Source organism: Streptomyces sp. NPDC051677 (assembly GCF_044453465.1).
Lineage (GTDB): Bacteria > Actinomycetota > Actinomycetes > Streptomycetales > Streptomycetaceae > Streptomyces.
In genome coordinates, this window is sequence record NZ_JBITCT010000038.1 from 65,276 (window position 1) to 87,359 (window position 22,084).

Sequence of the window (22,084 nt, forward strand, 5' to 3'; positions counted from 1 at the left end):
CATGGCGGCGGAGAACATCGACGATGTCGTGGACGGGCTTGCCGGGATCGTGCGGGAGGCCGGCCGCGCCGGTGACCGGGTGGGGTACTTCGCGGCGCTGTACCGGCAGGTGACCGTCCAGGTCCGGGCGGCCGTTCACGCGGGGCAGTTCGACGACGGCGCCCGAATGGACCGTTTCGACACGCACTTCGGCAACCGCTACTTCGACGCGTACGACGCCTGGCGTCGTGACCGGAGCGGGCCGCGTTGCTGGCGTGCGGCGTTCGGGCTGCTCGACGACGCCGACACCGTCATCGTCCAGCACCTGCTGCTCGGTGTGAACGCGCACATCAACCTCGACCTGGCCGTCGCCGCCGCGCGGACCAGCCCCGGCGAGGCCATCCACGCGTTGCGGCGCGACTTTCTGCTGATCAACGACATCCTGGCGCGGGTGGTGCTGGTGGTGGAGGACTCGGTCGGCGCCGTGTCGCCGCTCCTGTCCCTGCTGGACCAGGTCGGCGCCCGCACCGACGAGCGGATCCTCGACTTCAGTGTCCGTCAGTCCCGCGAGGAGGCGTGGTACAACGCCGTCCTGCTCGCCGGCCAGAGCGAAGCGGAACGCGAGGCCGCCATCGAGCGGCTCGATGTCCGGGCCGCCGTTCTCGCACGGTTGATCGCCCGGCCGGGCGGCCTCGTCCGGCCGGCCCTGGAGCTGATCCGGAGCACCGAGAGCGACGACGTGCCGGCCGTCATCGCCCACCTGGACGACGCCATGGAGCGACCCTCCGCCCGGCAGGAGACGGCGTGAGGCCCGGCGGATCGGCCAGGGGTGTCACACAGGGGCGTTCGGGCCGTCCGGGCTGCTGCGGCGCCGGTCGACCACCTCGCGGCTGAGCTGCTCCGTCTCCGACTCGGGCAGCCGCTCGAAGCCCTCCTCGGTGATGACCGAGACGATCGGGAAGATACGGCGGTTGAGGTCGGGGCCGCCGGTGGCGGAGTCGTCGTCGGCCGCGTCGTACAGCGCCTGGAGCGCGGCCAGCGCCGCCTCGCGCCGGGACATGCCGGCGCGGTACAGCTTCTTCAGCGACCCTCGGGCGTACGGGGAGCCGGAGCCCTCGGCGTGGAAGGGCGACTTCTCGTACAGGCCGCCGGCCACGTCGAAGCTGAAGATGCGGCCCCGGGCGCCCGGGGCGGCGGCGGTGTCGTAGCCGGCGAGGAGCGGGACGACGGCGAGGCCCTGCATGGCCTGGTCGAGGTTCTGCCGGATCATGGTGGCGAGCCGGCGCGCCTTCGCGCCGAGGGTCATGGGGACGCCCTCGACCTTCTCGAAGTGCGTGAGTTCGACCTGGTACAGCTTCACCATGTCCAGGGCGAGGCCGACGCTGCCGGCGAAGGCGACGGCGGTGAGGTCGTCCGCCGGGTGCACCTTCTCCAGGTCGCGCTGCGCGATGAGGTTGCCCATGGTGGCCCGGCGGTCACCGGCGATCAGCACGCCGTCGCGGTAGGCGAGGGCCAGCACGGTCGTGCCGTGCGGGAAGCTGTCCGGGGCGGCCCGGACGCCGTCGGGGAACGGTGGGCGCGTGGGCAGCAGTTCGGGTCGGTGCGCCGCCAGGAAGTCACGGAAGGACGAGCCGCCCACCGTGAAGAACTGGTCCGCGGGCCGTCCGTCGGTTCCGCTCTCCGCCATGCCGCTCCCCCTCGCCGTCGCCTCCGACACCCCACTACCTACCTGCGCCGGACGACCGGGAAACACGTGTACGACTCACAGAGGCCGATGGCCGGAAGCCGACGTCATGCCGCCCGGTGCCCGCGCGCCGTCGGTGCGATGTGCAGGTCCAGGCGGCCCACGTGGTGGGATTCCCAGGCGCGGGCGTAGGCAGGGGGCGGATCGCCCGGCCGGGTGAGGGCGGCGACGGGCATCCGGCGGGCGCTGCGCAGGATCGCCGCCTCGGTGGTGTCGGCGTTGTGGCCGCGCGTGCTGGCCGAGGAGCAGCCGGTGTAGAAGGCGACGGGGACCGCCTCGTGTCCGGTGAGCAGACAGGGCGGGCGGACGCCGAGCCGGTGCAGTTGTGCGGCGGCGCGGGCCCAGTCGCGGTGGTTCCTGGTGGTGCGGTCCACGGTGCGGTCCAGGACGGCGTACTGCACGGCCAGGTGGCCGGCGAGCGCGAGCGCGGCCAGGGACGCGACGATCGGACGTGGGCGGCCGTCCGGCCGGGTGACCAGGTGCAGCAGCGCGTCGGCGACCGGGATCGCGAGCAGTGCGTAGGCGGGCAGCAGGAAGCGCGGGGCGGCGTAGCCGATCAGGAACAGATAGGGGACGGCGGCCGTCGTGGCGCAGGCCAGCGGGAGCAGCGTGGGTGCGGTGCGCCGGGCTCGTACCGCGACCACGAGTCCGGCGCCCGCGAGCGCCGGCAGGACGAACCACCAGGCCATGACCGCCGGATCCGGCAGGGCTCCGGTGCACGGGCGGCACAGGGTCCGCCCGACGAGAGCGCGCAGCTGGTCGTCGACGGCGAGGTGCCAGCCCAGTCCGCCCTGGATGCGGGAGGCGTCGGACAGCCGCCGCCCGAGGCCGCCGTACGCGGCGTACGCCTCGATCACCCACGGTCCGATGCCCGTGGCGAGCCCCGCCAGGAGCGCGAGCGCGATGCGGCGGTGGCGGACGGCCGCCGGCACGAGAAGCGGCGAGGACAGCCACACGGCGTCGGAGGGCCGCATCCACGCCATCAGCGAGGCGCCCGCGGCGACGCCCCACAGGGCCGCCCGGTCGGGGCGGCCGGTGCGGGCCCGCAGGAAGCAGCCGACGCAGGCCAGGCCGCCGAGGGCGACCCAGTAGTTGGGCATGGCCTGCGGCCCGTAGAACAGGGTCACCCACAGCGAGGCGAAGAGCGCGCCGGCGACCGCCACGACGCGGGCCGGGAACAGGCCGCGCCACACGCGCAGGGCGAGGTACAGGCCGACGCCCGACGCGAGGGCCAGGTAGATCCTCAGCAGCTCCGTCGACGTCGACCAGGACGTCACCGGCGCCACCAGCAGGGTGACCCCTCGGGCGCGTGGCGCGCTGAAGAAGGCCGGCGGCGCCTGGGCGGCGACCTGGCTGACGTACACCGTCTCGTCCCAGCCGAGGCCCATGCCCGGGCGGACCAGGAGCAGTTGGGCCAGGGTGAAGACGCCGGCCACCGCCGCGAGCAGCCAGTGGCCGCGCGTTCGCCACGGCCTGCCGGGCCCGCCCGCGGGTACGCGTCGTCGTCTGCCGGCGAGCAGGGCGTTCGCGCCGTTGGCCATCGTCCGTCCCCTCACCCGAGCTCCGGTGAAACGCGGATAACCGAATAACCGGATAACCCAATTGCCGAAAAACCGAAAAACAGGGACAAACTAACCCGCACCGGTCGGGCGTGCAGGGTGGCGTGCGCCTCTCGCCTCGTCCTCGGCGTCAGTCGTGCGGGAAGGAGTGGTGCTCGTGGGCGATCAGCCAGCGGCCGCGCTCCTTGCGCAGGCCGAAGGTGAGCCGCAGCCGCAGCGAGGGGCATGCGGCGAGCTCCTCGGGCGTGCCGCAGCGCAGCAGGGCGTGCGCGAAGGCGACGTCGTGACCGGCGGTGACGTCGAGCGTGTCGATGTCGAAGCGGGCGCCCTGGGCCTGCCAGACGAAGAACGGCGGCCAGGTCGCCCGGTAGGCGGCCAGACCCCGGATGCCCTCGTGGGGCGCCGGCACGTCGTACATCACGAGGTCCTCCGCATGCTGGTCGAGGACGGTGTCGAGGTCGCCCCGGTGGACGGCGTCGGCCCAGCGGGTGATCAGCGCGCGGATCTGCGTCTCGTCGTCGGACACGGTCGTCCTCCTCTCGCTCACGGGTCTCCTTCCAGGAGACTGCGACACTCTGCTGTGTGCTCACTTTCGACGACCTGCTCATACGCGCCCGCGCCCTCGCCGGGGACCGTCGCCGACGCGCGCTCCTGGGCGTCACCGGCAGCCCCGGCGCGGGCAAGACGACCCTCGCCGAGCGCCTGGTGCGGGAGCTGAACGGGGCCGGGGACCCGTGGGTCGCGCATGTCCCGATGGACGGTTTCCACCTCGCCGACGCCGAACTGGACCGCCTCGGCCGCCGGGACCGCAAGGGCGCGCCCGACACCTTCGACGCGGCCGGGTACGCGGCCCTGCTGCGCCGGCTGCGGGAGGAGAGCGACGGCGACGACGTCGTGTACGCACCGGGCTTCGAGCGGGTCCTGGAGCAGCCGGTCGCCGGCGCGGTGCCGGTGCCGCCGACGGCCCGGCTGATCGTGACGGAGGGCAACTACCTGCTGCTGGACACGGGCGCGTGGAGGCGCGTGCGGGCCGCGCTGGACGAGGTGTGGTTCTGCGCGCCGGCGGAGGACGAGCGCATCCGGCGGCTGGTCGCCCGCCACGAGGAGTTCGGCAAGGAGCACCAGGAGGCGGTGGCCTGGGTCCTGGGCACCGACCAGCGCAACGCCGAGCTGGTGGCGGCGACCCGGGACCGGGCGGATCTGGTGGTCACCCTGACCGTCAGCGACTGACCGCGCGGAGCGTCAGCTGCGGCTCGGCGTGCGCGTCGTCCGGTCCGAGGACGGCGGTGAAGGCGTCCGTGCGCAGGGTCAGCCCCTGCTCGCCCCGCTCGACCGCCACCGTGAACGGCTCCTCGGCGCCGTACCGCACGGCGAAGACGTGCAGGTCGTCCGGTGCGTCGGCGACCGGTCCCGCCTCCAGGGCGGTCGAGCTGACCAGGTGGCGCCAGCCCTCGTCCGGGTCGCCGTAGCCGCGCGGGTCGGCGGCGAGGGCGAAGGCGGCCTGTTCCTGGGTGAGTTCGGCGCGGGCGTCGAAGTGTTCCGGCCCCTGTGCCTCCGGGTGCGTGAGACGCAGGGCGCCCGCCGAGGAGACGGCCGCGTGCGCCGTACGCCGGACCCGGTCGCCGTCGTCCTCGGCGTACGGCAGGCCGGCCAGCAGGTACGGCGTGCCGTCGAGGCGTTCCACGGCGACGGTCGTCCACAGGGTGGCGCCGTCGGTGACGTACAGGGAGCGTACGTGGCGCAGGACGTGGTCGCGGCCGACGACCGGCTTGGTGACGAGCTTGGCGGTGAGGCCGTCGGCGCGGACGTCGCGCACCCGGACCTCGCCCATGGGGCGGCACAGCAGGAAGCCGTCGGCGACGGGTCCGAAGCCGTGCCGGCGGTCCACCGCTGCGGGCAGGAGGTAGGCGCCGGCCGCCTCGATCACCGCCGGGGTCATCCGGTCGTCGAAGGCCACCGAGACCGTGCCGGCCCGCAGTTGGTGCCGTGCGGTCCGGGAGGAGGGCTCGCGGCGCCAGGGCGTGGTGTCCTGGATCTGCCAGACCAGCATCCACGCGAAGTGCCCGTCGACCCCGCCGTCGGCCTTCGCCGCGTATCGGGCCCAGCGGCTGTCGCCCCGGTAGCGGCCGAGGTCGGCGCCGATGCGGGCGCCGAAGTAGCGCAGGCCGAGGACGGACTCGAAGGCGGAGTGCTGTTCGCTGTAGCGGGGGCCGCCGTTGTCGAAGCCGCCGCCGGTGAGGCGGGCGTCGATGTAGCGGGCGAGCGCGTCGCCGTCCTCGGCGAAGACCTCCTCGCCGCTGACCCGGTGGGCCTGGGCGAGGAAGGAGAGGGAGATCGGGCCGTAGTTGTTGTCGTAGGCGCCGCCGTGCTCGGGGGGCAGCAGGGCGCCCCGGTCGCGGACCCGGTGGGCGCGGATCTCGTCGGAGTACAGCTCCAGGGCCCGCGCGCGGACCTTCGCGCCCTCGGCCTCGGGCAGCTGACGCGCGAGCATCAGGCCGCCGACCACACACCCGATCGCCTGGTTGCCCGCCTCCTGCGGGTTGAAGAAGGTCGCCTCGGTCAGCCAGCTCCAGTAGCCGCGCGCCACGTCCAGCAGTTCGGCGCGCTGGTCTTCGTCGACCAGGCCGTCGGCCGTGTCGAGGACGTTGACGGCCTGGAGCAGTGCCCACACCGTGCTCGGCCAGTCGCCGATGGGGTGCGCGCCGGCCGCCAGGGTGTAACGGGCGTACGGCAGACCGGAGTTGCGGATCCGCAGGTTCGGGTAGCCGGGGTTGTCCTCGCGGTAGACCCGGTCGCGCAGGTGGAAGGCGAGGCTGCGGCCCACCGCCGCCGGCAGCCGCGGGTCCTTCGCCCGCTGCCAGGCGAGTGCCAGCAGCGAGGTGATGCCGAGCGAGGTGTCGCCGATGTCATCGACGCAGTCGGGGTGTTCGAGATTGCCCTCCGGCGTGAGCCGGGCCAGAGCCTGCTCGACGACGTCGGCCAGGACGGTGTCGTACGCCTCCTGGGTGTCCGGGAGGTCGTGCAGCGGGCCGCGCTGGTGGAGGAGGTGCACGGGTGGATCAGCCCTTCATGCCGGAGGTGGCCATGGCGTGGTTCGTCGGGTCAGACGACAGGTGCGGGCCGGCGGGCGCGCAGTGCGACGGTCAGTGTGTGCGGGCCGAGCCCACCGAGGTAGACGCGGTTCCCGGTCGTCGCGTCGGTGCCGCCCACCACGGTGTGGTCCTGCCCCGGGTCGTACCGCAGTACGTCGCTGCGGTCCGGCCCGGCCAGCGGTTCGCCCGCCTCGACGTCGGCCTCGATCCGGATCTCGTCGTCACCGACCCGGTAGGTCATCGGCCCGGTCGTCAGGCACCAGCGCCCGTCGCCGATCGGTACGGCGCCCGTCGGCACGCCACCCGGCCGGAAGGTCAGTTCGAGGGCCCAGGGCACCCGTGGTCCGCTGATGTCGATCCGCAGGTCGGCGCCGTCCTCCCGCAGGTCTGCCTCGACGCGGGTCGTGTGGGAGACCTCGTCCCGAGGCCGGTCGGGGAAGGCCATCGCGGCCGAGAAGCGTCCTTCGTCCACCAGCCGGTAGACGCCGTCGTCCCGTCGATGGTCCGGCGGCAGCGGCTGGTAGTAGGAGGCCGTCAGGGTTTCCGTGAGCCGGTACCGGTGGTCGGCGGGCTGCTGCATGCCGGCGGCGCGGAACGGGCCCAGGTCGAAGAACCCCCGCGAGAGGCGGACCGCGTCGAGGACGGCGTCGCCGGCGAACAGGCGCAGGAAGGTGGGATTGCAGGCGAGGCCCGAGCGGATGCGCCGGTGCTCGGGCACGTCGGAGCCGCCGTACACCACCGTGTGCGCGGTGGCCGAGGCGTGTACGGCGAGGCGCGCGGTGGTCAGGTACCGGTCGCGCGGGAGTGTCTCCTCGGCCGGTGCCGGCAGGACGCGGCACAGGTCCGGGGTGAGGAGGGTCTCGGCCAGCAGGTCGGGGTCGTCGATGCCGCCGGCGGCCGCCAGCCGCGCCGCCCGGCTGAAGTCGCCCCGGCCGGTGCGGATCGCGAGCAGCCGGTAGTGCGGCAGGTAGGGCGCCAGCGGGAACGGGTGGTTCTGGTCCTGGCGTCGCGAGTGGACGGTCTCCACCGTGCCGTCCGGCCTGATGAGGTCCAAGGTGGTGGCGAGGTTGCGTTCGACGGCGTCCCGCAGGTCGTCGCGGCCGAGCACATCGGCCAGCAGGAGCAGGGCGGGGTTGGACACGAGGGCCGCGTAGACGGCGCTGCGTTCCGAGTACAGGCCCTCCGCGTCGATGTCGACGCCCTCCGCGAGCCACCCCTCGACGCGGTCGAGCAGCCGGTCGTCGGGGAACGACCGGTGCAGCCGGGCCAGCGCCGCGCACAGCTCCCAGCGGTGGTTCGGGGTGTGCACCCCACCGGTCAGGAGAGCGCCGGTGGCGGCGTCGGCGATCTCGGCGAGCGCGGCCGTGACGTCCTGCAGTTCCGGCCCCGCGCCGGCGGCGAGGACGTGCGCGTCGCACACGTCGTTGACGGTGAACGCGGAGTCCGGCGGTGACTGCACGTTGTCGCCGCCGGCGAAGAGGCCGGTGGCGGTCTGTGCGGCCCGCAGGGCGCGGACGTGGGTCATCGCGGCGGCGACGGCCTGCCTGCTGCCGTGCAGTGCGGAGTCCGGGGAACGGTATGCCGCGACCAGCGTCTTCACCCGGCGTGCCAGAGCGCGGTGGGTCACACCGGCGCGTTGCTCGTCGGGGCCGGCCGCCAGCGGGGCGGCCGGCCGGTCGGCGGCGCGGGCCGCCGCGCGGACGAACTCGTGGTCGAGCGGGGTGGACAAGGTCAGTCCTTCAGTCCGGCGTTGATGTCGGCGCCCATGACGTAGCGCTGGAAGACCAGGAAGACGGCGATCAGCGGGATCATGGAGATGACCGATGCGCCGAGCAGTACCGACCAGTTGATGTTCTGCGCGCCGACGATGCTCTGGATGCCGATCTGCACGGTGAACTTGTTGGGGTCGTTGAGCATCAGCAGCGGCCAGATGTAGTCGTTCCACCGCCACTGGAAGGACAGGATGGCGAGGGTCAGCATGATCGGCCGGGAGAGCGGCACCATGATCCGCAGGAAGATCGACAGTTCGCGGGCGCCGTCGATGCGTGCGGCCTCCACGAGTTCGTCGGGAACCGTCAGGAAGAACTGGCGGAACATGAAGCATCCGGTCGCGGTGAGCACGGCCGGGAGGATGATGCCGGCGAACGAGTTGTAGAGGCCGAGGTTGCGGACCACCAGGAACTCAGGGGCGAGCATGACCTCGGACGGCAGCATCGTGGTGGCCAGGATGCAGATGAAGAAGAACTTGAGCCACCTGTTGTCGTACTTGGCCAGCGCGTACCCCGTGCAGCAGCTGACTCCCACCGTGAGGATCGTCGTGATCACGCACACGATGGCCGTGTTGATGAAGTACTGGGAGAAGTTGGCGCTGTCCCACGCCGCCTTGAAACCCGACAGGGTGGGGTTGTGCGGAACCAGCGTCAGCGGATAGGAGAACAGGTCGCTGGACGGCTTGAAGGAGCTGAGGATGAACCACAGCACCGGCAGCCCGTACAGGCACGCCATGATCCACAGCAGTGTCGTCGCGGACACCGCCTGGCGGAGCCCACCGGTGGCCGCCCTGCGGGGCCGCTTCTTGGAGACGGCTCGTCCGGGACCGGCGTCGGCCGGGCGCGGCATGTCTGTGGTTGTCATCGGTTCTCCACCCGCCGGTTGACGATCAGCTGGATGATCGCGACGGCCATCAGGATGAGCATGAGCACGAACGACGCGGCGCTCGCGTAGCCGATCTGGCCCCGTTTGAAGCCCGTCTCATAGATGTACTGGACGAGCAGGTTGTTCGAGGTGCCGGGTCCGCCGTTGTTGAGGGCGACGAACACCGGGTATTCCTTCATCGCGTTGATCGTGTTGAGCAGGATGACGATGAACGAGGTGGGCGCGATGCTCGGCAGCGTGATGCTGAAGAACTGGCGCCACGGGCCGGCGCCGTCGAGCGAAGCCGCCTCGTAGTACGACACCGGTACGTTCTTGATCGCCGCGATGAACAGCAGCATCGAGAAACCCGTCCAGGCCCAGGACGCCGCCATCACCACCACGATCAGCGACAGGTCCGCGTTCGACTGCCACGGAACGGCACTTCCGCCGAGCTTCTCGATGACGTAGTTGACCAGTCCGAAGTTCTCACCGAACAGCCACCGCCACAGGACGCCCACGACGATGGGCGACAGAAGCCACGGGATGAAGAAGATGACGCGGGCGACCGACGCGCCCTTGGCGTGCTTGCTCACCACCAGGTTGGCGGCGAGCAGCGAGAGCACGAAGTTCAGCGGCACGAAGAGCACGGCGTACAGCAGCGTCCGCGTCAGCGCGTCGTAGAAGGTGGAGTCCCCGAACAGGTTGTGGTAGTTGTCCAGCCCGATGAACTGGAACGCCCCCACGCCCGTGTAGTTCGTGAAGGAGTAGACGAGCCCGATCACCGCCGGCCAGACGAAGAACAGCGCGAAGAGCACGACATTGGCCGCGATGAGGACGAGGGGCGCGACGACGTACTTGTTGCGTCTCCTGGGCGGGCTCACGGACACGTCCGAGGCGCGTTTTGTCATCTTCCTGACTCCGTGCTGGTGGATTGGATTGCTGTGGGCTCACGCCATGAGCCGGGCATCGTGGGGACGCCGGAGACCGGGCGGCGGTGTCTCGACCCCGCCGCCCGGGCCCGTCGGCCTGGGCTCAGCCGCCGACCTGCTGGTTGTAGCCGGCCACGATGTTCTCCAGGGCCTTGTCGGCCGACTGCTGGCCGTTGATCGCCTTGCCGAGCTCCGTCTTGGTCGGGTCCTCGGTGAGGCTCTTGCCCTTCAGCACCCAGTTCGTCTGCGCGCCGTTGAAGTAGCCGGAGATCGGGGCGTAGAGCGGGATCTCCTCGTTGTACAGCTTGAACGCCGCCTGCGCCGCCTCCGAGGTGAAGGGGTACTTCGGGTCGAGTCCGCTCTCGACCGGCAGGAAGCCGGACGTCTCGCACAGCACGCGGTAGTGGTCCGGCTCGTAGAGCCAGGACATGAACTTGGTCGCGGCGGTGGCCGCGTCGCCGTTGTTGTTGAAGCCCACCATCAGGCCGCCGCTGTTGACGTCACTGGCCTGCACCGGCTGGGCGGGGGTCGGGACGCTCGCCCAGTCGAACTTCTTGATGCTCTCCGCGAAGGAGGCGACCTGCCACACGCCGGACCAGTAGGCGACCACGTCACCGCTCTGGAACATGGCCGACGGGTCGGCGCCGCTGGTCCACACCGACTTCGGCATGGTCTTGTCGTCGTTCAGTCCGACGAAGTAGTTCACGGCCTTCTTGGTGGCGTCGTCCGCCGAGAACTTGCCGGAGGAGTCCGCGTGGACGTACTTCCCGCCCATCTCGTACACCATGGCGCGCAGCCGGGACGGCGACTGGTCGAACGTCAGCGAGTACTTGGCGCCGGTCTTCTCCCGGACGGTGTTCGCCGCCTTGATGAAGTCGGTCCAGGTCCAGGTCTTGTCGGGCGAGGTCGGGAAGGCGACGCCGGCCTTCTTGAACAGCGTCTCGTTGATGAACATGCCGGACGCGGTGACGTCCGAGGGGATGGCCAGCACCTTCCCGGAGGAGTCCTTGGCGATGAAGTTCGCGTTGATCTTGTTGGTCTTGTTCTCGGCGATGGACTTGAGGTCGATCAGCTTGCTCGACCAGATCGGGTCCAGCGCCGGCACGGCCGCCACGTCGGGCAGGGAGTTCGCCTGCGCGGCGTTCTTCAGCTTCGTCGCGTAGCCGTCGTAGGGAATGTTGACGAGCTTGACGTCGACGCCGGCTTCCTTCTTGTACTGCGCCACGAGCTTCTTCCAGCCCGCGTCCTGTCCCGGAACCGTGGAGATCCAGAACGTCAGCGACTTGGAGGTCCCGCCCGAGCTGCCGCCCGACCCGCAGGCCGAGAGCAACAGGGCGCCTGCCGTGGCCACGGCAGCGAGGGGAATCACCCGGCGTATGCCGCCGCGGCCGAGTCGGCGGGAGCGCCGCACACCCACACTGGTCATCTTCGATCCCTTTTCGTCGTAGGGGGGACGGAGCACGGCGCCGATCGAGGCGGCACGGGTGCATTTTGCAGGAAGGTTCGCTTTCCGGGGGGCGCGGCCTCGCCCGGCCGCGTCGTTCCTTCGGGTGCGATCCCCGGCCTCTGGGCCGTCGCCTCGCGAGTACGCCCTCGCGTAGCTGCCGTACATCTTGGTGTACCGGCGGGACGCTCACCCCAAGCCGGTGTCCCGACCGACTTAGAAAGCGCTTGTCCGGACATTGGCAGACCGAGTCGGAGGCCGTCAATCCTTAGCCCGCGCGGTCTCGGTCACGGTTTGGACTCCCCGGGCGACCGCGAGCCGCGCGGCCCCCACGACGGTGCCGGAATCGCCGACCGTGCTGCTGACCACCTCGGTGGGCCAGCTCAGCCGGGCGAGCTCGGCCCGCACCCCGGGCAGGAGCCGCGGATCCGCGCCGGTGCTGCCCCCGAGCACGATGAGCCCCGGGTCCAGCACGGCCGTCACGGCGGCGGCGAGCCGGCCCACGTCCGCGGCATGGCGGCCGACGACGGCGCCGGCCGTGGCTCTGCCCTCCCCCGCGAGGGCGAAGAGCCGTTCGGTGGTGCGCGGGCACGGCCCGTCCGCGGCCTCCCAGGCCTCCCTGGCCCGGCGCAGCAGGGAGCGGGCCCCGATGTACTCCTCCAGGGCCTCCTGGCGCGGCTCACGGTCGTCGTCCCAGGGATAGGGCAGCCGGGCCAGCTCGCCGGCGGCCCCGTTCGATCCGCGCAGCACCTGTCCCCCGACGACGATGCCGAGACCGATGCCCACGCCGATCCGCAGATAGCCGAAGGTGTGGCGGCCCCGGGCGGCGCCCTCGTGCAGTTCGGCGAGGGCCGCGCAGTTGACGTTGTTCTCCAGGTGGACGGGCACGCCCGGCGGCAGCGCGACGGCCATGGCGTCGAAGACCGGGCCTGCTTTGGCGGTCGCGGGACGCATACCGCTGCCCTGGCGGTCCCGCGCGGCGACGTCGCCGACGGCGACGACGATGGAGCGCAGCGGAACGCCAGGGGGCAGCGCGTCGAGCGCCTCGCGCACGGCCTCGGCGGCGTCCTTGCGGGAGGCCGTCGCCTCGGCGAGCAGCCCGCCGTCCAGGGCGCAGCCCCGGACCCGGGTGAGAGCCGGGCCCAGGTCCACGGCCAGCACGGCGCCGGCGGCCGGCCCGAGGCAGTAGACCGCGGCGGAGCGGCCGGTGCCGCTGGAGGCGGTCCCGGAGTGCGCGGCGAGCCCGGCTGCCTCCAGTTCCGCCACGGCGGAGGACACCGTCGGCTTGGACAGTCCCGCGAGGCTCGCGAGCTGCGGCCGGGTCGCGCTGCCCGCCTGGGCCAGCACGGCGAACACGGCGCTCGCGCTCTCGGTCAGGCGGGGGGCGTCCACCACGTCGAGTTCCACAGTTTCCCCCACACGGGTACAGGGCCGCGCGCCCCGCCGATCGGCTCGGCTGGCTGCGGCGATGGGATGCTCCGACGTCGCGCGTTCCCGCCCCGCGGCGGCCCGGACGGGCCTGACGGTGGTCGAGTGCGCGATTCCTCTTGACGCACTGTACTTCGTTAGTTAACTTCCTAACGAACTTCACGGTATACGCCTGCCGTGTTCGTCAGAAGCCCGTCCCGGGGCTTCCCTAGTTCGCTCAAGAGTTCATCCAGGCTCGCCTTTCCTTCGGTCACGGTTCGCCCGCCGTTGCAGCTCGACGCATCGACGAAAGAGGATCCGTGCAGGACTCTCCCCCTTCGCGCCCCCTTGTGGTCGGCATCGACGTGGGCGGTACCAAGACGCACCTGCGCGCCACCGCGGGCGACGACGTCGTGTCCGACCACGTCCGTGCCAGCAGCGGCTGGCGGCCGCACGACCCGGCCGCCGCCGCGCACTGGCTGGCCGCCCTCGTCCGTGAGGTGCTGCCGGAGGCCGCGCACCCCGCCGCGCTCGCCGTGGGGGCGCACGCCTGCGAGACCCCCCTTCAGTGCGCACGGATCCGTGTCGCGCTTCAGGAACTGCTCGGCGTTGCCACCTGCATCGTGGGCGACGCCGAGTTGCTCGTTCCCGCCGCCGGACTGGACAAGGGCGTCGGTCTCGTCGCCGGCACCGGTTCGGTGGCCGTGGGCCGACTGCCCGACGGCGCGCCCGTCCAGGTGGGCGGCTGGGGCGCGGTCCTCGGCGACGAGGGCGGCGCCGCAGGCCTGGTCCGCGAGGCGGCCCGGGCCGTGTGGGCCGCGCACGACCGGGGCGAGAAGCCCGACGCCCTCGCGCTCGGCCTGGTCGCCTCCTTCGGCGTGCCCGAGGTCCAGGCGCTCGGCGCGGCCCTGGAGAGCGCCACGGACGTCTCCGCCGAGTGGGGACGGCACGCCCCCGTCGTCTTCGCGGCCGCCGCCGAGGGCTCCGCGCTCGCCCGGACCGTGATCGCCGAGGCCGGCTCCGCGCTCGCGTCGCTCGTCGGCCGGCTCGCCGCGCGCGGGGTCCCGGTCGACGACGTGGTCGTGGCCGGCGGTACGGTGCTCGGCCAGCCCGCGCTGTACGAGGCGTTCACCGCCGCGCTCGCCGACGCCGTGCCGGGGGCCCGGCCGCAACCGCTCACCGCGGCCCCCGTCGAGGGCGCGGTGGCGCTGGCGCGTTCGCTTCTGTGAGCCGCCGGTCTCACGTTCACCTGCACGCCATGTACCGGTCGCCGGGCCATCGCAGAAGAGACACAGCCCGGCCGTAGATCTTCGCTCGTACGCGTCATCCGGCTCACGGGTCAACACAAGGCCCACGAGCCGCACATGATCGCACCTCCCCTCTGGCCTCACGGCCGTAGAACTCGAGAGAGGCACACCCATGCCGTCATCCGCCGGGCTCAGCTCCCCCTCGGCCGTGAACAGAAGGCGTTTTCTGAAGGTCTCCTTCGGTGGCTCGGCGGCTCTGGTCGCCGCTCCGACGCTGGTCTCCTGGCTGGGCGCAGCGGACGCCAAGGCCGCCACCGCGCCGCTCCCGTTCGTCGACGACTACAAGACGAACGTCATGGCCAACCTCACGGCGGAGACCAACGCCGTGGTGCGGGTCCTCGGCGGCTTCGCGCAGGTGTGGAAGACCGGCTCGGCCTGGAACACCGGCACCCCGCTGCGGCCCGACGTCCTGCGCGCCAACATGCGCTACTGCATCGCCGTGACCCGCTCCCGCACGGAGGCGCAGGGCAGGGAGGCGTTCGTCTACGACCGCCAGCACCAGAGCTACGCGATGATCGGCGGCCTGGGCCCGCTGGCGGACCTGTACAAGGCCGGCGCCAAGGCGGTCACCTCGATCACCAGCGCGCCCGACACCACCCCCGCCGCCAAGATCGACGACGCCGTGCCCGCCGGCGCGCCCGCCGGTTCCGCGACAGGCGCCGGCTCCTACACCTCCGACCTGGGCCTGGTCGCCAAGCTGGTGGACACCGTGCGCGGCCCGTTCGCCTCCGGCAACCCGGGCAAGTACGCCTTCCAGTACCCGCGTCCGTGGCGCATGAACGAGAACAGCGAGATCGTCGACACCGGCAGGACCGACGCGCTCGGCTTCCCGGTGTACGACTCGCAGGTGGTCGTGGTACCCCAGCTGCTGCGCCAGCGCGGCGCCTCGCCGACCGACGACGGCGGCTTCCCCAGCGGCCACACCAACGCCTTCCACCTGGCGTCGCTGGCGTTCGCGTACGCCGTGCCCGAGCGGTTCCAGGAACTGGTGACCCGCGCCCTGGAGCTCAGCCACACCCGGATCATGTCCGGCATGCACTCCACGGTGGACGTCATCGGCGGCCGCATCATGGCCACCGCCCTCGCCGCCGCCACGCTCGCCGACCCGGCCAACGCCGACCTGAAGGCCGCCGCCCGCGCCCAGGCCCTCGCCTACTTCCAGGCCAAGACCGGCACGACCGCCGACACCCTGTACGCCTACGCCCACTCCGACGCCGGCGACGCCTACGCCGACCGCGAGGCCAACGAGCGTGCGGCGCTCCCCCGGCTGACCTATGTCCTCGACCGGGAGGGCCGCCGGCAGCCCCTCGCCGTGCCCAAGGGCGCCGAGGTGCTGCTGGAGACCCGGCAGCCCTACCTCACCGCGGCCCAGCGCCGTGAGGTGCTGCGCACCACCGCGCTGCCCTCCGGGTACGTCCTGCTGGACGGCTTCGAGCAGTGGGGCCGGCTCAACCTGTTCGCGGCGGCGGACGGCTACGGCGCCTTCGACTCCGACGTCACGGTCACCCTGGACGCGTCCAAGGGCGGCTTCCAGGCGGCCGACGCCTGGCGCAACGACATCGAGGGCGAGGGCGGCCTCACCAAGCGCGGCACCGGCACACTGACCCTGACCGGCCACAACCGCTACCACGGCGGCACCGTGGTGGAGGAGGGCGTGCTCGTCGCCGGGCACGCGAACGCCCTCGGCCAGGGCGATGTGCGGCTGGCCGGCGGCACGCTGCGCGCGGACGCGCCGGTGCGGGTGCGCGGCGCATGGGCCCAGGAGTCCGGGGCGGTGCTGGATCTGACGCTGCGTGGACACCACGGGCCCGTCCTCACCGTGTCCGGGCGGGTCCGGCTCGACCGGGGCTCGGTGCTGACGCTGCGCCTCGACGCCGAGCAGCCGCCGGCCGCGGGGACGACCGTCCCGGTGATCGACGCCTGCGCGCTGCGCGGTCAGTTCGACCGCGTCGAGCTGAACTCCGACCGCCTGCGGGCCGTACCCGTGTACACGGCAGACGGTCTGTCGGTACGACTCCTGAAGCGGTAACGCCCCGAGTGGCGGGAGCTGATGCAGAGTAGGCCCATGAGGCTGCTCCGGCTCGCTCCCGCCACCGCCCGGCCGGTGTCACCGCAGGGCGGATGATGGCGCGCGAACTGCACACGGTCCTGGAGCCCGCCTCCGACGCCGGGCCGCGAGAGCCCTCGCCGTCGGCCCGCCGGCGCCGGCTCGTCCCGCTGCTGGCAGCCGTGCTGCTCGCCCAGATGGCCGTCGCGATGGTCACTGCCGCGGTGCGTCAGACGCCGACGATCGACGAGCCGGTGTACGTCGCCACGGCCGCCGACTACCTGCACGAGCACCGTGTGCACTACAACCCGGAGCACCCGCCCCTCGGCAAGCTGGTCGTGGCCGTCGGCGTGGCCTTCGCCGACCCGCACGTCGATCCCTCGTTCACCGGCGCCCAGGAGGCGGCGGGCCGGCATCTGCTGTACGAGTCCGGCAACGATCCCTGGCAGGTGATGCTGTGGGCCAGGCTGCCGGTGATCGTGCTGACGCTGCTGTTCGGCCTGGTGGTGTTCGCCTTCGCCCGCGACCTCGCCGGCCGCGCCGCCGCGCTCACGGCGCTCGCCCTGTACGCCTTCTCCCCCGACGTCGTCGCGCACGGCTCGCTGGCGACGCTGGACGTCCCGGCGGCGGGCTTCCTGCTGACCTCGGCGTGGCTGCTGTGGCGGGCCCGGCGGGGCAGGGCGCGCCTGTACCTGCCGCTCGCCGGGGTCGCACTCGGCGCGGGCCTGGCCACGAAGATGAGCACACTGCCCGCGATCCCGGTCCTGATGGCCCTGGCGGCCCTGTCGATGTGGGCCCGGCGGCCCCGCGACCTGCGCAGGGCCCTCCTCGCGGCGGGCGTCGTGGCGGTGACCGCCGTGGCCGTCGTCTGGGCCGCGTATCTCGTCGTCGATCCCCTGCTGCGCTGGGATCCGCGGTCGGTCCACGTGCCCGTGGTGCACGGTCTGCGCGGGCTGCTCGTGCAGCTGCTGCCCTTCCCGGAGGCGTACCGGGACGGCATGCGGATGCAGTTCGGGCTGGAGAACGAGGCGTGGCAGGGCTTCCTCTTCGGCCATGTGTACTCCGGCTCACGCTGGTACTACCTGCCGGTCGCGCTGGTCGTGAAGACCCCGCTGGGCATGCTCGCCCTGTGGGCGGCCGGGGCGGTCACGATGGTCGCGGTGCGCCGGCTGCGGCCCGCGGCGCCGTACGTGCTGGTCCCGGCCGCCGTCCTGCTGGCCTCGGCCATGACCGGGTCACGCGACCTGGGCACCCGGTACGCCGTGTTCCTGCCGATGTTCCTGGCCGTGGCCGCGGGATGCGTCCTGGCGGCGCGCCGGCGGTGGACGCCGTGGGCGGTGGCGGCGCTGACGGCTTTCGTCGCCGTCAGCTCGCTGCGGACGTATCCCTACTACCTGCCGTACTCCAACGAGGCGTTCGGCGGGCCGGCGAAGACGCATCTGCGGCTGCACGACTCCAACGTGGACTGGGGCCAGGACCTGGGACGGCTCGCGTACCGGCTGCGCAGCCGGTACCCGGGCGAGCGGGTGTGGCTCGTGTACAAGGGCAGCGGGGTGCCCGCCTTCTACGGCATCAAGGCCTCCGATCCGCGTGAGGCGCCCGCGGGCGAGGTGCACGGACTGCTGGTCGTGTCGGACTCCGCCGCCGCCAAGGCGAAGGGCCCGCTGGCGGAGCTGCTGCGCTCCAGCCGGCCGGTCGACGAGGTCGGACACTCGATCACCCTGTACCGCCGGTGAACCGCGGTCGCCGGGCACCGGAAACGGCGTCTTCGCCCTCCCTGACCGGCAGGGTCCCTGAAGTATGTTGAGTTTCGTGGAAGACAAAGGAGGCGCACCGGTGCCATCGCCGCAGCAGGCACGCGCACAGGCATCCGCGATCACCTCGGGCAGAACCGGTCCGGAGACGGAGGCGTCCCCGACCTCCCGGCTCCGGGCGCTCTTCGACGGGCCCCATCTGTCCCCGGGCCAACGGCGCATCGCCCAGTATCTGATCGAGCACATCACCGAGGCGGCGTTCCTGTCGATCACCGACCTCGCGGACCGTGTCGGGGTCAGCCAGCCCTCGGTGACCCGGTTCGCCGCGGCCGTCGGTTTCAGCGGGTATCCGGCGCTGCGGGAGAGGCTCCAGTCGATCGCGCTGGGCACCCTGGCCGGCGGACCGGCGGCGGCGGAGGAGGTGAACCGGAGCAACGAGCTGCAGGCGGCGGTGGACGCGGAGATCGAGAACCTGGAGAACCTGCGGCGCGACTTCGCCGACCCGGACCAGGTCATCGACGTCGGCCGGAAGCTGTCGCAGTCGACGCCGCTGACCATCGTGGGACTGCGGATCTCCGCCTCGCTCGCCGAGTACTTCGCCTACGCCGCCCGCCGGGTCCACCCGGACGTACGGCTGGTGACCCGGGGCGGCAGCGTCGCCTACGACGCGCTGCTGCAGTCCCGGGAGGCGGGCGGGACCTGGGTGCTGGCGTTCTCGATGCCCCGGCACGCGCAGGAGACCCTGACGGCCGTACGGGTCGCGCGCAGCGCCGGTCTCAAGGTCGCGCTGATCACCGACCTGGCGCTGGGGCCGGTGGCCGACGAGGCCGACGCGACCTTCGCCACCGGCACCGGCTCCCGCCTGGTCTTCGACTCCTACGCGGCCCCCGGGGTGATGGCGGCGGCACTGCTCCAGGCCATGAGCGACGCGGGTCCCGAACGCACCCAGGCCCGGCTCGAGGAGTACGAGCAGATCGCCGAACAGCACCGGTTCTTCCTGCGAGAGTGACCGGCTCTCCCGAAAGCCACCCCCCTCCCCCAGAAGTACGCAGAGGGATCATTGCGCCCATTTCGCGCATGAATGTTTTCATACTCCTTGCAAAGCCGACGGCATATATAAATACTGCTCACGGCCGCACCCGCCCGCGAAGGGCTCCCGTACGGGCACCCCAAGCCGCCGTCTCCTACCCGCGTCGGCGCGCAGGGTGTTCGGGGCATCGCTAGCGCGAGCGCCCGTGGCGGCCCCGGTCATCCCCTGGGCCGGGGCCGCCCCCAACCGTCGGACCACCGTCACGACGCCACACACCCGGAAGCGATGATCATGACCCTGACGACGACGCGCATCAGCTCGGACTGGCCGTGCCAGGTGAAGACGCCCGGCAGCTACGACTGGGAGCGCTCGGCGGCCAAGTGGCTGCGCGAGCTGGTGCCCGCGCGCTACGCGAGCTACCCCGCGCTGCTGCGCCACCCGGTGCTGCTCGCCCGCCATGCGCAGATCCAGGTCCAGAACGAGGTCCGGGTGGCCCGCACCGCTCTGCAGACCGCCCGCGCCGACCTGCCCCGGCTCGGACTGCCCGAGTCGGTCATCGAGCACACGATCAAGATGTACGCGGCCGAGGTCATGCAGTTGCAGCACATCGCCCGCAGCGTCCGCGCGGTCACCCAGGCCCTCGTGGAGCAGAGCTCCGGGCGCTGAACGGGACGATCCGTTCCGGTGCGCCGAAGGGCATCATGCCTGGCGGGGGCGTTGCGCCAAGACCCCGATCGAATCCCCGTCCGTGTGCCATGCTCAAGACGTGACGAGCGAACCCGCCCTCCCCGCGGACTCCGGCGGCGTGCCCGACATGGCCGCGCTGACCCGGGTCGTGGCGCGCCAACGCGCCGAGATGGACCGGCTGCAGGACCTGGCGGCCACCTCGGCCGTGCTGGAGCGCGCCAAGGGCGCGGTGATGGCACAGCTCGGCTGCTCGCCGGACCTCGCGCAGGAGGAGCTCGAGCGGCGGGCGAAGAACGCTCGGCGGACGCTGCTGGAGGAGTGCTGGATCACCCTCGGCACCCTCACCCCGCCGTCGCGCACCGACCCGGAGCAGCCGCCGGCCGCCGCTTCCGCACCGGCGGCCGTGCCCGCGCCGGCCCCCGAGGAGATCGACGCCGCCGCCCTCGGCCGGCTGGGCCGGGCCCTCGTCCGGGTCAGCACCCCGCACGATCTCGCCCGGTGCCTGCTGGAGCACCTCGGCCCGGACGTCGCGGCCGACGCCGTGATGCTCTACGCGCGGCTGCCCGCCGGCGGGCTGACCCTCGTCGGGCACGCCGGCCTCGACGACACGCTGGCCTCGCAGTGGAGCCAGGTGCCGCCGCTCGCCGGGATCGCCGCACTGGACGCCCTCGACACCGGCCGGCCGCGCTGGCTTGAGGACCTGCGCGAGGACGGGAAGCGGTACCTGCTGATCGGGGACCCGCCCGAGCAGTGGGGGTCACGGGCCTGGCTGCCGGTGGTCACCGGGGACACGGCCGATTTCGCGCTCGGGATCCTGCGCCGCCGCGAGGGCGCCTTCCCGCCCCGGATCCGCGAACGCCTGCGGGCCGTCGCCCGGTTGTGCGCGGGCCCGCTGCGCACGTTCGGCACCCGGCACAGTCCTGCCGCGGACGCGGACGCCGTGCAGACGGTCTTCGACCGGCTGCCGGTCGCCGCGGTGCTGCTCGCCCCCTTGCGTACCCCGTCGGGGCGCGTCGAGGACTTCCGCATCGACGCCGCGACCGGCACGACGTCCGACGCCGTCGGCCGCAGCGGGCGCGAGCTGGTCGGTCTGCGCTTCCTGGAGTGCTGGCCGGAGATCTCCGACGAGCCGCTCTGGCAGGGCTGCCTGGACACCCTGGCCGGCGAAGAGCCGTACGAGGGCGAGCCGTTCGCCCGGCAGCAGACGGTCGCCGGGGTCAGCGAGCTCGCGACGTACTCCGCGCGGGCGGCGCGGCTGGGCGACGGACTGGTCGTCAGCTGGGACCGGCACGACCCGTCCGACCGGCAGGAGCAGCGACTGGCGGACGTGCAGCGGCTCGGCAACCTCGGCTGGGCGACCTGGAACCTGGTCACGGGCGAGACGAACTGGTCCGCCCAGGTCTTCGCCATCTTCGAGCGTGATCCCGCTCAGGGCGTCGTCCCGCTCGCCCGGCTGCCCCGCCTCGCCCTGCCCGAGGACGTGCCCATACTGGCCCGCGCCATCGGGGAGCTGGTGCGGCACGGGCGGCCGTGCGACGTGCCGTTCCGGATCGTCAACGAGGACGGCATCCGGCATCTGCGGGTGGTCGCCGAGGCGGTGCCGGACATGGACGGCACACCCGTCGAGGTGCACGGCTTCGTGCAGGACCTGACCGCGCAGCGCAGCGCCGAACTCGCGCTCGTCGCCAGCGAGCGGGCCATCCTCACCCAGCACGGCGTGCTGCAGGCGGAGCGCACCGTGGCGGCCCGGCTGCAGGACGCGCTGCTGCCCCTGCCGAAGCAGCCCGTCCGGCTGGCCGGGCTGCGCATAGACATCGCCTACCTGCCCGCGCAGTCGGGCCTCAGCGTCGGCGGCGACTGGTTCAGCGCCATCGAACTGCCCGACGGCGACGCCCTGTTCGTGGTCGGCGACGTCGCCGGTCACGGCATAGGCGCCGTCGCCGCGATGGCCCTGCTGCGGTTCACCGCCAAGGGCATGGTCATCACCGGCTCCTCGCTGACCGGCGCGCTCGCCCGGCTCAACGCGCTGCTGCTGCACTCCCGCGACCCGCACGGCTCGGCGACCATGGTCCTGGCCCGCTACAGCCCCGAAAGACGGCGGCTGAAGTGGGCGCAGGCCGGCCATCCGCCGCCGTTGCTGGTGCGGGCCGGTGCGGCACGCTACCTCGAGCGCCCCTTCGGGATGCTGCTCGGTGCGACCGACACCCCTCGCTACGAGGAGGCGGAGGTCCGCCTGGAGCCCGGCGACCGGCTCCTGTTCTACACCGACGGCCTGGTCGAAAGACCCGCGGAGAGCATCGACCGGGGCCTGGAGCGGCTCGCCGGCGCCGCCGCCCACCGCAGCGCGACCGGTCCGGCCCCGCTGGACCGGCTGCTCGCCACGATGCTGGATCCCGAGGGCCGCGACGACGTGTGCGTGCTCGACATCCAGGTGCCCCGGCCCCGGGACGTCGAGCGGTAGGACCTTCGGT

Annotated in this window: 17 protein-coding genes; 8 read left to right on the forward strand and 9 right to left on the reverse strand. The window is 72.5% G+C overall.

What is annotated here, in order from left to right:
* The first annotated feature begins 1 nt into the window (after position 1).
* Complete coding sequence (locus ACIBAF_RS34870) at positions 2–787, forward strand: DUF5995 family protein (protein WP_399468220.1); 786 nt, start codon at positions 2–4, stop codon at positions 785–787.
* A 24-nt stretch (positions 788–811) separates the two neighbouring features.
* On the opposite strand, the gene prcB is transcribed toward ACIBAF_RS34870, so the two are convergent.
* The 3 genes from prcB to ACIBAF_RS34885 form a co-directional block, all read right to left on the reverse strand.
* Positions 812–1,666 (reverse strand): proteasome subunit beta, encoded by an 855-nt coding sequence (gene prcB, locus ACIBAF_RS34875; protein ID WP_399468221.1) that lies wholly within the window; start codon positions 1,664–1,666, stop codon positions 812–814.
* 104 nt (positions 1,667–1,770) lie between these two features.
* Positions 1,771–3,264: a hypothetical protein gene (locus tag ACIBAF_RS34880; RefSeq protein WP_399468222.1), complete on the reverse strand. Its 1,494-nt coding sequence runs from the start codon at positions 3,262–3,264 to the stop codon at positions 1,771–1,773.
* Between the two features lie 148 nt (positions 3,265–3,412).
* On the reverse strand, positions 3,413–3,808 hold the full coding sequence (locus ACIBAF_RS34885) for a nuclear transport factor 2 family protein (protein ID WP_399468269.1): 396 nt from the start codon (positions 3,806–3,808) through the stop codon (positions 3,413–3,415).
* A gap of 56 nt (positions 3,809–3,864) precedes the next feature.
* Between ACIBAF_RS34885 and ACIBAF_RS34890 the strand changes: the two genes are divergently transcribed.
* A complete protein-coding gene (locus ACIBAF_RS34890; RefSeq protein ID WP_399468223.1) occupies positions 3,865–4,512 on the forward strand; it encodes a nucleoside/nucleotide kinase family protein in 648 nt (215 codons plus the stop codon).
* On the opposite strand, the gene ACIBAF_RS34895 is transcribed toward ACIBAF_RS34890, so the two are convergent.
* The 6 genes from ACIBAF_RS34895 to ACIBAF_RS34920 form a co-directional block, all read right to left on the reverse strand.
* Complete coding sequence (locus ACIBAF_RS34895) at positions 4,502–6,334, reverse strand: hypothetical protein (RefSeq protein WP_399468224.1); 1,833 nt, start codon at positions 6,332–6,334, stop codon at positions 4,502–4,504. The two genes, ACIBAF_RS34890 and ACIBAF_RS34895, sit on opposite strands and share 11 nt — an antisense overlap.
* Before the next feature lie 50 nt (positions 6,335–6,384).
* The gene (locus tag ACIBAF_RS34900; RefSeq protein WP_399468225.1) at positions 6,385–8,103 is read right to left on the reverse strand and encodes a hypothetical protein; all 1,719 of its coding nucleotides are present in this window, start codon (positions 8,101–8,103) and stop codon (positions 6,385–6,387) included.
* 2 nt (positions 8,104–8,105) lie between these two features.
* Positions 8,106–9,008 carry a carbohydrate ABC transporter permease gene (locus ACIBAF_RS34905; RefSeq protein WP_399468226.1) on the reverse strand — a complete coding sequence of 301 codons (903 nt, stop codon included), beginning with the start codon at positions 9,006–9,008 and terminating at the stop codon, positions 8,106–8,108.
* The gene (locus tag ACIBAF_RS34910) at positions 9,005–9,916 is read right to left on the reverse strand and encodes a carbohydrate ABC transporter permease (protein WP_399468227.1); all 912 of its coding nucleotides are present in this window, start codon (positions 9,914–9,916) and stop codon (positions 9,005–9,007) included. Before ACIBAF_RS34910 ends, ACIBAF_RS34905 begins: the two co-directional genes overlap by 4 nt.
* A gap of 124 nt (positions 9,917–10,040) precedes the next feature.
* Entirely contained in the window at positions 10,041–11,363 is a 1,323-nt protein-coding gene (locus ACIBAF_RS34915; RefSeq protein ID WP_399468228.1) for an ABC transporter substrate-binding protein, read from the reverse strand.
* Between the two features lie 279 nt (positions 11,364–11,642).
* Positions 11,643–12,776 carry an ROK family protein gene (locus tag ACIBAF_RS34920; RefSeq protein WP_399468271.1) on the reverse strand — a complete coding sequence of 378 codons (1,134 nt, stop codon included), beginning with the start codon at positions 12,774–12,776 and terminating at the stop codon, positions 11,643–11,645.
* Positions 12,777–13,108: 332 nt separating this feature from the next.
* On the opposite strand from ACIBAF_RS34920, the gene ACIBAF_RS34925 reads away from it, so the two are divergent.
* The 6 genes from ACIBAF_RS34925 (at position 13,109) to ACIBAF_RS34950 (ending at position 22,074) form a co-directional block, all read left to right on the forward strand.
* A complete protein-coding gene (locus tag ACIBAF_RS34925) occupies positions 13,109–14,017 on the forward strand; it encodes an N-acetylglucosamine kinase (protein ID WP_399468229.1) in 909 nt (302 codons plus the stop codon).
* A 190-nt stretch (positions 14,018–14,207) separates the two neighbouring features.
* Positions 14,208–16,124, forward strand: a complete 1,917-nt coding sequence (locus ACIBAF_RS34930) for a phosphatase PAP2 family protein (protein WP_399468230.1) — start codon at positions 14,208–14,210, stop codon at positions 16,122–16,124.
* 92 nt (positions 16,125–16,216) lie between these two features.
* Positions 16,217–17,878 (forward strand): ArnT family glycosyltransferase, encoded by a 1,662-nt coding sequence (locus tag ACIBAF_RS34935; RefSeq protein WP_399468231.1) that lies wholly within the window; start codon positions 16,217–16,219, stop codon positions 17,876–17,878.
* Between the two features lie 100 nt (positions 17,879–17,978).
* Positions 17,979–18,905 carry a MurR/RpiR family transcriptional regulator gene (locus ACIBAF_RS34940; RefSeq protein WP_399468232.1) on the forward strand — a complete coding sequence of 309 codons (927 nt, stop codon included), beginning with the start codon at positions 17,979–17,981 and terminating at the stop codon, positions 18,903–18,905.
* A 306-nt stretch (positions 18,906–19,211) separates the two neighbouring features.
* Positions 19,212–19,592 (forward strand): hypothetical protein, encoded by a 381-nt coding sequence (locus tag ACIBAF_RS34945; RefSeq protein WP_355702841.1) that lies wholly within the window; start codon positions 19,212–19,214, stop codon positions 19,590–19,592.
* Between the two features lie 148 nt (positions 19,593–19,740).
* Positions 19,741–22,074, forward strand: a complete 2,334-nt coding sequence (locus ACIBAF_RS34950) for a SpoIIE family protein phosphatase (RefSeq protein ID WP_399468273.1) — start codon at positions 19,741–19,743, stop codon at positions 22,072–22,074.
* Positions 22,075–22,084: the final 10 nt, after the last annotated feature.

What these genes read in the sequence shown, in the direction of transcription:
- ACIBAF_RS34915 (WP_399468228.1), bottom strand. Translation starts at nt 11,363, where the DNA reads ATGACCAGTGTGGGTGTGCGGCGCTCCCGCCGACTCGGCCGCGGCGGC.
- ACIBAF_RS34950 (WP_399468273.1), top strand. Translation starts at nt 19,741, where the DNA reads ATGGCCGCGCTGACCCGGGTCGTGGCGCGCCAACGCGCCGAGATGGAC.
- prcB (WP_399468221.1), bottom strand. Translation starts at nt 1,666, where the DNA reads ATGGCGGAGAGCGGAACCGACGGACGGCCCGCGGACCAGTTCTTCACG.
- ACIBAF_RS34935 (WP_399468231.1), top strand. Translation starts at nt 16,217, where the DNA reads ATGATGGCGCGCGAACTGCACACGGTCCTGGAGCCCGCCTCCGACGCC.
- ACIBAF_RS34905 (WP_399468226.1), bottom strand. Translation starts at nt 9,008, where the DNA reads ATGACAACCACAGACATGCCGCGCCCGGCCGACGCCGGTCCCGGACGA.
- ACIBAF_RS34880 (WP_399468222.1), bottom strand. Translation starts at nt 3,264, where the DNA reads ATGGCCAACGGCGCGAACGCCCTGCTCGCCGGCAGACGACGACGCGTA.
- ACIBAF_RS34930 (WP_399468230.1), top strand. Translation starts at nt 14,208, where the DNA reads ATGCCGTCATCCGCCGGGCTCAGCTCCCCCTCGGCCGTGAACAGAAGG.
- ACIBAF_RS34870 (WP_399468220.1), top strand. Translation starts at nt 2, where the DNA reads ATGGCGGCGGAGAACATCGACGATGTCGTGGACGGGCTTGCCGGGATC.
- ACIBAF_RS34945 (WP_355702841.1), top strand. Translation starts at nt 19,212, where the DNA reads ATGATCATGACCCTGACGACGACGCGCATCAGCTCGGACTGGCCGTGC.
- ACIBAF_RS34910 (WP_399468227.1), bottom strand. Translation starts at nt 9,916, where the DNA reads ATGACAAAACGCGCCTCGGACGTGTCCGTGAGCCCGCCCAGGAGACGC.